The sequence below is a fragment of the Variovorax paradoxus EPS genome (assembly GCF_000184745.1).
In the GTDB taxonomy this organism is placed as follows: domain Bacteria; phylum Pseudomonadota; class Gammaproteobacteria; order Burkholderiales; family Burkholderiaceae_C; genus Variovorax; species Variovorax paradoxus_C.
Map to the genome: position 1 here is coordinate 4,473,751 of NC_014931.1, position 10,372 is coordinate 4,484,122.

General features: G+C 67.6%; 7 protein-coding genes. 2 read left to right on the plus strand and 5 right to left on the minus strand.

The window, feature by feature from the left end; genetic code table 11:
* Positions 1-2 precede the first annotated feature (2 nt).
* Entirely contained in the window at positions 3-830 is an 828-nt protein-coding gene (locus tag VARPA_RS20675) for an undecaprenyl-diphosphate phosphatase (RefSeq protein WP_013542526.1), read from the minus strand.
* Between the two features lie 169 nt (positions 831-999).
* On the opposite strand from VARPA_RS20675, the gene VARPA_RS20680 reads away from it, so the two are divergent.
* The gene (locus tag VARPA_RS20680) at positions 1,000-1,872 is read left to right on the plus strand and encodes a hypothetical protein (RefSeq protein ID WP_013542527.1); all 873 of its coding nucleotides are present in this window, start codon (positions 1,000-1,002) and stop codon (positions 1,870-1,872) included.
* 82 nt (positions 1,873-1,954) lie between these two features.
* Here VARPA_RS20680 and VARPA_RS20685 read toward each other — a convergent pair whose 3' ends face one another.
* Together VARPA_RS20685 and VARPA_RS20690 are read right to left on the minus strand one after the other, a co-directional pair.
* Positions 1,955-2,416: a (2Fe-2S)-binding protein gene (locus VARPA_RS20685; protein WP_013542528.1), complete on the minus strand. Its 462-nt coding sequence runs from the start codon at positions 2,414-2,416 to the stop codon at positions 1,955-1,957.
* A gap of 21 nt (positions 2,417-2,437) precedes the next feature.
* Positions 2,438-4,705 (minus strand): xanthine dehydrogenase family protein molybdopterin-binding subunit, encoded by a 2,268-nt coding sequence (locus VARPA_RS20690; RefSeq protein ID WP_041942975.1) that lies wholly within the window; start codon positions 4,703-4,705, stop codon positions 2,438-2,440.
* Positions 4,706-4,880: 175 nt separating this feature from the next.
* Between VARPA_RS20690 and VARPA_RS20695 the strand changes: the two genes are divergently transcribed.
* Positions 4,881-5,246 carry an SPW repeat protein gene (locus VARPA_RS20695; RefSeq protein WP_013542530.1) on the plus strand — a complete coding sequence of 122 codons (366 nt, stop codon included), beginning with the start codon at positions 4,881-4,883 and terminating at the stop codon, positions 5,244-5,246.
* A 115-nt stretch (positions 5,247-5,361) separates the two neighbouring features.
* Here the strand turns inward: VARPA_RS20695 and VARPA_RS20700 are convergent, their stop codons facing one another.
* Entirely contained in the window at positions 5,362-6,945 is a 1,584-nt protein-coding gene (locus VARPA_RS20700) for an efflux transporter outer membrane subunit (RefSeq protein WP_013542531.1), read from the minus strand.
* Positions 6,946-6,956: 11 nt separating this feature from the next.
* A complete protein-coding gene (locus VARPA_RS20705) occupies positions 6,957-10,229 on the minus strand; it encodes an efflux RND transporter permease subunit (RefSeq protein ID WP_013542532.1) in 3,273 nt (1,090 codons plus the stop codon).
* Positions 10,230-10,372: the final 143 nt, after the last annotated feature.

Genomic DNA, 10,372 nt, shown 5'->3' on the forward strand with positions numbered 1-10,372 from the left:
GATTACTCCGCCCAGACTACCGTGCCGGTCCACGCCGTCACCAGCACCACGATGCCGAAGGCGATGCGATACCAGGCGAACGGAATGAAGTTGTGGGTGCTGATGAACTTCAGCAGCCAGCGCACGCACAGCCACGCGCTGATGAACGAGAACACGAGGCCCACCGCGAAGAGCGGCACGTCGGCCATCGACAGCAGCGCGCGCTCCTTGTAGACGCTGTACACGCCGGCGCCGATCAACGTCGGGATCGCGAGGAAGAAAGAGAAGTCCGTCGCCGCCTGGCGCGAGAGGCCCAGCAGCATGCCGCCGATGATGGTCGAGCCGCTGCGGCTCGTGCCCGGGATCATCGCGAAGCACTGCACGAGGCCGACCTTGAGCGCATCCCACGCCGTGAGGTCGTCGACATGTTCGACGCGCACCGAACCGGGCGGCCGCTTCTCGGCCCACAGGATGATGAAGCCGCCGATGATGAAGGTGCTGGCCACCACGGTCGGGATGAACAGGTTGGCCTTGATCACCTTGCCGAACAGGAGGCCCAGCACCACCGCGGGCAGGAAGCCGATGAAGATGTTGAGCGCGAGGCGCCGCGCCTTGGGTTGCCGCGGCAATGCCACGACGGTCGACTTGATCTTCTGCCAGTAGACCAGGATCACCGCGAAGATCGCGCCGGTCTGGATGGCGATCTCGAACACCTTGCCCCGGTTGTCGCCGAAGCCGCCGAGCAACGAGCCCGCAAGAATCAGATGGCCTGTCGACGAGATCGGCAGGAACTCGGTCAGCCCTTCGACGATGCCCATGGTGGCGGCCTTGACCAGCAAAACAATATCCACGCGTACTCCTTCAACAAAGAGCGTCAATTATGGCGAGGGCATCGGTCAGCTCCGGTTCAGGTGAGAGGCGCGCGGGAGTACCGAATACCTAATTTCGGGGATGTTCACCCTGTGGGAGCCGATACATATTGCAACCTGAACATTCATGTGCCCCCGAAGGAGTCTTGCCATGCGAACGTCGACTGCCGCGGACGAGCGCGAATCAACTGCCGAAGACCACGGCCGGGACCGGCTGAAGAACCCCCTCGCGATCGAGCGGGAGCAGTGCGAATCGATGCGCCGCGTGGCCGGCGCGACCGGCGCCTCGGCCCATGAATTGAAGCTCTTGATGCAGCGGCTGGTCGACATCGACCGCTCGGGCAAGAGCGCGGGCATCGTCGCGCAGGGCAACATCGCCGCCGACCGGATGGAAGCCGAGGTCCAGATGCTCGACCTGGGCGACGGCTGCATCGCCGGGCAGCAGGCCGAGGCCTGCCAGCGCATCGACTTCGGCCTGCTCGAACCGCTGAACCCCGCGCACGACAAGAAGTGGTACGCGCGCTGGAAGTTCTGGAGCTTCATCCTCGGCGCGGCCGGCCCGGTGGCCTCGCTCACGCTGCAGGGCCTGGCGCTGCGCCCGAGCGAGCCCGAAGACGCGCACGCCGATCTCGTGGCCAAGGCGCGCAAGGTGCTGGAGAGCTGGCGCCGCACCTCCGACCCGCTCTTCTGGTCGGCCGTCGAAGACTACGTGCGGCAGCAGGCCTTCTCGCTCGAAACGCAGGCCTACCTCATGCACTGCATCGCGGCCGTGTTCAGCGGCGACACGATGAAGCTCTCGAACGAACAGAGCGAAGCACTCACCGGCCTGCTCACCGACACGTACTGCGATGCGCTCGGCACCGCGGCCACGATGCCTTCGTCGGACATCTACCGGCGCCTGGCCGAAGGCCTGGAAGCGACCGACCGCGAGACCGGCGTGCACCGCATGCTGGGACGTAGCGACGCGGCGCAGATCGCGATGACCACGCTGGTCACCGCCATCGGCCACGGCGGCTCACACTGACACTGAGCGCGGCTGCCCGGTTCTCTGGCGAAGGGCGCGCACGGCGCTGTCGATCGCCGTGTGCCACCTGTCGCGCGTGAAGTCAGGCCGGTTTGCCGCCCGCCGCCATGTGGATCGCGGCGCGAATGCGCGGGTAGGTGCCGCATCGGCAGATGTTGCCGCTCATCGCATTCGTCACCTCGTCGTCGCTGGGCTGCGGCACCTTCTTGAGCAGCGCGCAGGCCGACATCAACTGGCCGCTCTGGCAGTAGCCGCACTGCACGACATCGACCTCGGTCCAGGCACTGCGCAGCGCATCGGCCTCCTTGCCCTGCAGGCCCTCGATGGTGGTGACCTCGCGTGCACCCACCGATTCGAGCGGCGTGACGCAGGAGCGCACCGCCTCGCCGTCCAGGTGCACGGTGCAGGCGCCGCACAACGCCTTGCCGCAGCCGAACTTGGTGCCGACGAGCTGCATCTCGCCGCGCAGCACCCACAGCAAGGGCGTGTCGGGCTCGGCGTTGACGGTGGAGGTCTTGCCGTTGATCCTGATCGTGGTGGTCATGGGGCGTTCCTTTTTATTCGTTCAGGCGAGCTTCAGCGGCAGGCTGCGCAATCGCTGGCCGGTCAGCGCGAACAGCGCGTTCGCCACCGCCGGCGCGATGGGCGGCGTGCCCGGTTCGCCGACGCCGCCGGGGCGGTCGCTGCCCGCGACGATCTCGGTCTCGATGACCGGGCACTCGTTCATGCGCAGCGGCATGTAGTCGTGGAAATTGCTCTGCTGCACCTGGCCCTTTTCGATGGTGATCTCGCCGTGCAGCGCAGCCGAGAGGCCGTAGACGATGCCGCCCTCCATCTGCTGGCGAATGAGGTTGGGATTGACCGGCACGCCGCAGTCGATGACGCAGACCACGCGGTGCACGCGGATCTGCTTGTCCGCCGAGACCGACACTTCGGCCACCTGCGCGACGATGCTGCCGAACGCGCGATGGATGGCAACGCCGCGCGCACGCTTCGCGCCGTCGGGCGCATCGGCCAGCGGCTTCCCCCAGCCCGACAACTCGGCCGCGCGTTGCAGCACGTGCAGATGGCGCGGGTCTTTCGCGAGCAACGTGGCGCGGAAGGCGACCGGGTCCTTGCCGGCAGCGGCTGCGCACTCGTCGATGAAGCTCTCGACGAAGAAGCCGTTCTGCGAATGCGCCACCGAGCGCCACACGCCGGTGGTCACCGCAGACTCCACCGGTTCGTGGGCCACGCGGGCGTTGGGGAAGTCGTAGGCCGTGTTCCAGGCGCCGTCGGTCGAGGTGTCCATGAACGACGGCGCACCCAGGCTGGAGCCGGCCGTGGTGGTCTGCCACGCGACCAGCGCACCGTTCGCATCGAGGCCCGCCTTGCAGCGCGCCACATAGGCGGGCCGGTAGTAGTCGTGCGCCATGTCTTCCTCGCGCGACCAGATCAGCTGCACCGGCGCACCGTCGGTCTCGCGCGCCAGCATCGCGGCCTGCGTGACGAAATCGGTGGAATAGCGGCGGCCGAACCCGCCGCCCAAGAAGGTCACATGCAGATCGACCTTCTTCGCGTCGATGCCCAGCGCCGAAGCCACCGCGCCGCGCGCGAAGCCCGGCGCCTGCGTGGGCGCCCAGACGGTTGCCACGCCGTCCTTGAACTGCGCCGTGCAGTTCATCGGCTCCATGGTGGCGTGCGCGAGGAAGGGCACGCGGTATTCGACGTCGAGCGTCTTCGCTGCCGACTTCAGCGCAGCGGCCGCATCGCCTTCGTCGAGCCGCGCATTGCCTTCGCTCGTGCGCAAGGTCTGCGAGAGGCGCTCGATCATCTCGCGGCTCGACAGACTGGCCGCGGGGCCGTGGTCCCACTCGATCTCGACCGCCTTCAGCGCGCGCATCGCGTGATACGGCGTGTCGGCGATCACCGCCACGCCGCCCGAGGTGCTGCCGGTGCCGATGAGCGTCACGCCCACCGGCGCCAGCGCCACCACCTTGCGCACGCCGGGCAGCTTCTGCGCGGCAGCGGCATCGAAGCGAGCGACCCTGCCGCCGATGGTCGGGCACATGGCGATGCTCGCGTACAGCAGGCCGGGCGGCAGCGTGTCCATGCCGAACTTCGCTGTGCCATCGAGCTTGGCCTTGTTCTCGATGCGGCGCGAGGGCTGGCCGATCAGCTTGAAGTCGGCCGGTTTCTTCAGCGCGACGTTCCTGGCCAGCGGCTGCTGCGAAGCGCCCTGCGCCAGTTCACCGAAGCTCGCGCTCTTGCCATTCGGATGCAGCACGCGGCCGCCTTCGGTGCGGCATTCGCCGGCCGGCACGCTCCACGCGGCAGCAGCGGCGCCGATCAGCATCGCGCGTGCGGAGGCGCCCGCTTCGCGCACGGGCAGCCACTGGTCGGTGATGCTCGACGAGCCGCCCGTGCCCGAGAGCCCCGGGATCGAACGCAGCAGCTTGCCGACCACGTGCTCGGTCGCACGCTTGACCCTGCCTTCGTCGCCGGGCTTGAAAGGCAGCGCATCGAGGATCACGGCCTGGTTGTTGTAGATGGCGTCGGCGCCCGCGCTTTCGATGCGGACCTGGCCGAGCGAGGCGTCCATCTCCTCGGCCAGCAGCATCGCAAGGCCGGTGTGCGTGCCCTGCCCCATCTCCGACTGCGACATCATCAGCGTGACGGTGTTGTCGCCGCCCACCTTGACCCAACCATTGAGCGCGACTTGGCCCGGCCCCGCGGGCAGCGGCTCGGAGCCCACAAGACGAGAAGCGGCCGGCGTGGCGGACCAGCCGACCACGAGGGCGCCGACGGCCCCGAAGGTGCCGAGGACGAAATGACGGCGCTTGAGTTGGGGCATGGTGGGGTTCTTGTGACCGATGACGTCGAGGTCATCGGGGGCGATTTCCGGACGGCCGATGATAGAAGGCCGCACCGCTGCGCCCCTGTGCTGCACTGCCGCAAGACGGAACCGCGCCCGACGGCGGGTGTCCAACCCCTGTCGCGGCGCCTTGTCGCGACAGGAGGTAATGACCATGAAGCAAGTGAAGCATTGGCAAGACCCCGTCAACGCCGTCGCCGGCGCCTGGCTGATCGTCTCGCCCTGGGTCTTGGGCTTTCAGGGCATCTCGCCCGCCATGTGGACCATGGTGGCGACCGGCATCGTGCTGGGCGCCGTGGCACTGGGCGCGACCTTCGTGCCCAAGCAATGGGAAGAGTGGACCGAAGTGGCCCTCGCGGTGTGGCTTGCCGCATCGCCTTGGCTGGTCGGTTTCGCCGCGATGGAAACGGCGATGGTCAACGCGGTGCTCGTGGCCGCGCTGATCCTGGTGCTCGCCCTCTGGGTGCTGGTGACCGACAAGGACTACCTTGGCAGCTCGCTGAACCGTCCGGCGCATTGAACGAAACCACTGCGCCGTGAAACTAAGCCCGCCGCGTCCGGCTTGACGCCGGCGGCGAGCCGACTGGATGGGCACGATGCCCGTCCGCGAAACCGCCCTCGCCGCGTTCTTCTTCTTATTGCGCGCGAGGGACGGTGGGTTGTTGTTGCTGCGCCGTGGCCGCGGTGCCGTCCGGGTTGTTGCTCATCCAGTCGGCCTGCCAGCCACCGCCCATCGCCTGGATGAGCGCGATCGCCGAAGCCTGGCGGTTGACCTGCAGCTGCACCAGCGCGCGCCGCGCGTTGAGGGCAGCGGCCTGCGCCGTCACCACCTCGGTGTAGCTCACCTGCGCCGCGCGATAGCGGTTGAGCAACTGCTGCTCGGTCTTGTCGGCCGCGAGCGTCGCTTCGCGGCGGAAGCCCTCTTGCTGCGCAAGCGTGGCGCCCGTCGTCAACTGGTCTTCGACCGCCTGGAATGCAGTGAGCACCGTCTGGCGGTAGCGCGCCACGGCAGCTTCGTGGCCGGCCTTCGCGGCATCGACGCTCGCGCCGATCGCGCCCGCATCGAACACCACCTGCGCCACGGAGAAGCCGAGCGACCACAGCGTGTTGGCCGAACTGAACAGGTCCTTCACGCGGCTCGCATTGGTGCTGCCGACCGATGCGGTCAGCGGGATGTTCGGGAAGTAGGCGGCGCGTGCGATGCCGATCTGCGCATTGGCGGACGCAACCGAGCGCTCCGCCGCCGCAATGTCGGGGCGGCGCTGCAGCAGCGTCGAAGGCACGCCAGTCGGCACACCAGGCACCGTGGGTGTCCATTTCGCGGCCGGCAAGGTGAAGTCGGCGGGTGCCACGCCCACCAGCATCGCGATGGCATGTTCGAGCGTGGCGCGCGTGCGCGTAAGGCCCACGCGGTCGGCCTTGGCATTGACCAGTTGCGTTTGCGCCTGCAGCACGTCGGTCTGCGCGGCGATGCCGGCCGCATAGCGGTTGCCCGTGATCTCGAAGGCGCGCTGGTAGCCCGCGATGGTTTCGTCGAGCAGCACGATCTCGGCATCGGCCTCGCGCAGCGAGAAGTAGTTGGTCGCGAGGTCGCCGATGGCCGAGAGCCGCGCCGCCGCGAGGTCGGCCTCGCTCGCTTGCGCATTGGCTTGCGCGCTGCTCACCGCTTCGCGCAGGCGCCCCCAGACGTCGGGCGTCCAGCTCGCGTTCAGCGAGGCGGAGAAACTGTTCGACGGGCTGGCGGTATCGCTGTTGCTGTTCACGTTGCCGCTGCGACGTCCGCTGCCGCTGAACGACACCGAGGGGAACAGCGCCGCGCGCTCGCCGCGCACCAGCGCCTGGGCCTGCGTGTAGTTGGCCACGGCGGCGGCGATGTTCTGGTTCGACACCTGCACGCGGCCGGCCAGTTCGTCGAGCGTGGGGTCGGCGAAGAGCTTCCACCACTCGCCGCGGTCCAGCGCATCGGCCGGTGCGGCGGGCAGCCAGCCTTCGGCGGTCTTCTGCTCCTTCCATGCGGTGGACGCCACGGAGGTCGGCACCTTGTAGGCCGGTCCGACCGCGCAGCCTGCGAGCACGGCGGCGAGGGCCAGCACGCCGAGCCTGAGCACAAACCGTTCGGGCTGAGCCTGTCGAAGCCCTGCGCGGCGCTTCGACAGGCTCAGCGTGAACGGTTGGCTCTTTTCGGGCGTCACAGAAGATGAAGTAGGCGATGCGTTCATTGGTGTTGTTCTCAAGCGGGCGTGACCCGGCTCAGCTCGTGTTCGTTCTTGCCACGGCGGCGCAGCTTGTCGAGCAGGAGATAGACGACCGGCGTTGTCAGCAAGGTGAGCAACTGGCTCGCGATCAGCCCGCCGATGATGGCCACGCCCAGCGGCCGGCGCAGCTCCGCGCCCTCGCCGAAACCAATGGCCAGCGGCAGTGCGCCCAGCGCGGCGGCCAGCGTCGTCATCAGGATGGGCCTGAAGCGCAGCAGGCATGCCTCGCGCACCGCCTCCAGTGGCGTGAGCCCGCGCGAGCGCTCGGCCTCCAGCGCGAAGTCGATGATCAGGATGGCGTTCTTCTTCACGATGCCGATCAGGAGGAACACACCGATCAGCGCAATGATCGAGAACTCCATGCGGAACATCAGCAGTGCCAGCACCGCGCCCACGCCGGCCGAAGGCAGCGTCGACAGCACGGTGATCGGATGCACCAGGCTTTCGTACAGGATGCCCAGCACGATGTAGATCACGACCAGCGCGGCCAGGATCAGCATGAACTGCTGGCCCTGCGACTGCTGCGCGCTGGCGGCAGTACCGGCGAAGGCGCCGCGCACGTTGGTCGGCATCGCGATGTTGGCCTCGGCCTTGGCGATGGCCTCGCGCGCATCGCCGAGGTTCGCGCCCTCGGCGAGGTTGAACGAGATCGTGGTCGCGAGTTCGCCGTCGTCGTGGCTCACCGAGGTGGCGACCGATTGCTCCTCGAACTTCGCCACCGCCGACAGCGGCACCAGCGTGGTGGGCGTGTTGCTCAGCACATTGCCGGTCGATGCGCCGCGCAGGCCCGCGTTGGCCGACACGGGCACCGTGGTGCTCGCGGCGGTGGCAGTCGATGCGGCGCCGCCGGTGGTCGAAGTGGTGGTGGCCGTCGCCGCGACCTGCGTGGTCACCGTCTGCCCGCCGATCACCGACGTCCTGGTGGCCGGCACGTACACGTCGCTCAGCGAATTGGGGCTGCGCGTGTAGCGCGGCGCCCACTCCATCACCACGTGGTACTGGTTGAGCTCGGTGTAGATGGTCGCCACCTGCCGCTGGCCGAAGGCGTTGTAGAGCGCGTTGTCGATGGCGGTGGAGGTGAGGCCCAGGCGCCGTGCGCTGTCGGGGTCGACCTTGGCCACCGTCTCCACGCCGTTCTGGTCCTGGTCGGTGTCCACGTCGGTGAGCAGCGGCTGCAGCTTCAGTTCGTCCGACAGCTTCGTGGCCCAGGTGCGCAGATCCGCGAGGTTGTCGCTCTTGAGCGTGTACTGGTAGGTCGAGTTGCTCGAGCGCCCGCCCGAGCGCACGTCCTGCACCGTGCCGAGGAACACGCGAAGGCCTGTCACCTCGTTGAGCTGGGGCCGCAGGCGCGCGATGACGGCCAGGCCGCTTTCGGTGCGCTGGTTGGCCGGCTTCAGGTTGACGAACATGAAGCCGCCGCCCGCACGCGAGCCGCCGGTGAAGCCGATCACCGTGTCGACCGCCGGGTCCTTGCGGATGATGTCGACCACCTGTCGCAGCTTGGCCGCCAGCGCCTGCGACGAAATGCTCTGGTCGGCGCGCAGCCCCCCGTTGAGCTGGCCGCTGTCCTGCTGCGGAAAGAACCCCTTGGGAGCGGCGCTGAAGAGATAGACGTTCAGCCCCACCACCGCCACCAGGATCAGCATGACCAACGCCTTGCTGTCCAGCGCCCAGTCGAGGCTGTATTCGTAGCGCTTGAGCACCCAGTCGTAGCTGCGCGCGGCCATGCGCCCCAGGCGTCCTTGCGGCTTGTTCTTGTCGTGCTCGCCGCCGGGCTTGAGCAGCCACGCGCACATCATCGGCGTGGTGGTCAGCGAGATGACCAGCGAAATCATCACCGCCGCCGACAGCGTGATCGCGAACTCGCGGAACAGCCGCCCCACCTGACCGCCCATGAAAAGCAGCGGAATGAACACCGCCACCAGCGACACGCTGATCGACAGCACGGTGAAGCCCACTTCCTTGGCGCCCAGCAGCGCCGCCTTCATGCGCGACATGCCCGACTCGATGTGCCGGCTGGTGTTCTCCAGCACCACGATGGCGTCGTCCACCACGAAGCCGGTCGCCACCGTGAGCGCCATCAGGCTCAGGTTGTTGAGGCTGAAGCCCAGCAGGTGCATCACGCCGAAAGTGCCCAGCAGCGCCACCACCGTGGCCACGGCCGGCACGATGGTCGCCCGCACGCTGCGAAGGAACAGGCTGACCACCAGCACCACGAGCAGCACCGAAATGACCAGCGTGAGCTCGACCTCGTGCAGCGATCCGCGGATGGAATTGGTGCTGTCCGAGGCGACCTGCAGCGTCACGTCGGGCGGCAACTGCGCCTGCAGTTCGGGCAGCAATGCGCGCACGCTGTCGACGGTCTCGATGATGTTGGCCGAGGGCTGCCGCGTGATGAGGATGATGATCGCCGGTTCGCCGTTGAAGAGGCCCAGCGTGCGCGTGTCTTCCACGCCGTCGATGACCTCGGCCACGTCCTGCAGCCGCACCGCCGCGCCGTTGCGCCAGGCCACGACCATCGAGGCGTAGTCGCTGGCGCGCAGGGCCGGCGTCTGCGTGTAGATCTGCAGCTTGCGGCCATCGCCCTGGACCATGCCCTTGGGGCGGTTGGCGTTGGAGGCCTGGATGGCGGCGCGCACGTCTTCGGTGCTGATGCCGTAGCGGTTGAGCGCGAACGGGAGCAGTTCGATGCGCACGGCGGGGAGCGAGCCGCCGCCGATTTCGACGTCGCCTACGCCGTCTACTTGCGAGAGGCGTTGGCTCACGATGTTCGATACCGCGTCGTAGATCTGGCCTGGGGTCTTCGTCTTGGACGTGAGGGCCAGGATGATGACGGGCGAGGCGGCCGGGTTGGCCTTGCGATAGGTTGGGTTGCTTCTGAGGGTCGCCGGCAGGTCGACTCGGCTGGCGTTGATGGCGGCTTGGACCTCTCTTGCCGCGCCGTCGATGTTGCGGCTCAGGTCGAATTGGAGGGTTACGCGGGAGGAGCCTACGGAGCTCGTGGACGTCATTTCGTTGACGCCTGCGATGGTGCCTAGGTGGCGCTCTAAAGGCGTCGCGACACTCGTTGCCATCGTTTCGGGGCTTGCTCCCGGAATCGAGGCTCTTACGGAGATGACTGGGTAGTCGACCTGCGGCAGTGGCGATACGGGCAGCACGAAGAAGGCTGCTATGCCGGCCAGGGCTATGCCGATGGTCAGCAGGACTGTGCCTATGGGTCTTCTGACGAAGGGGAGCGATAGATTCATCGCTTGCTCCCCTGCGAGGGGCGGAGGCCGGGTCTCGCCCCGGCGGGCGACTTACTTTCTTTTGCTTCGCCAAAAGAACGTAAGCAAAGAAAAGGCGACCCTGCTGTCTGCGTCCCTGCGCTTCACTTCGGGCAACCTGCGGT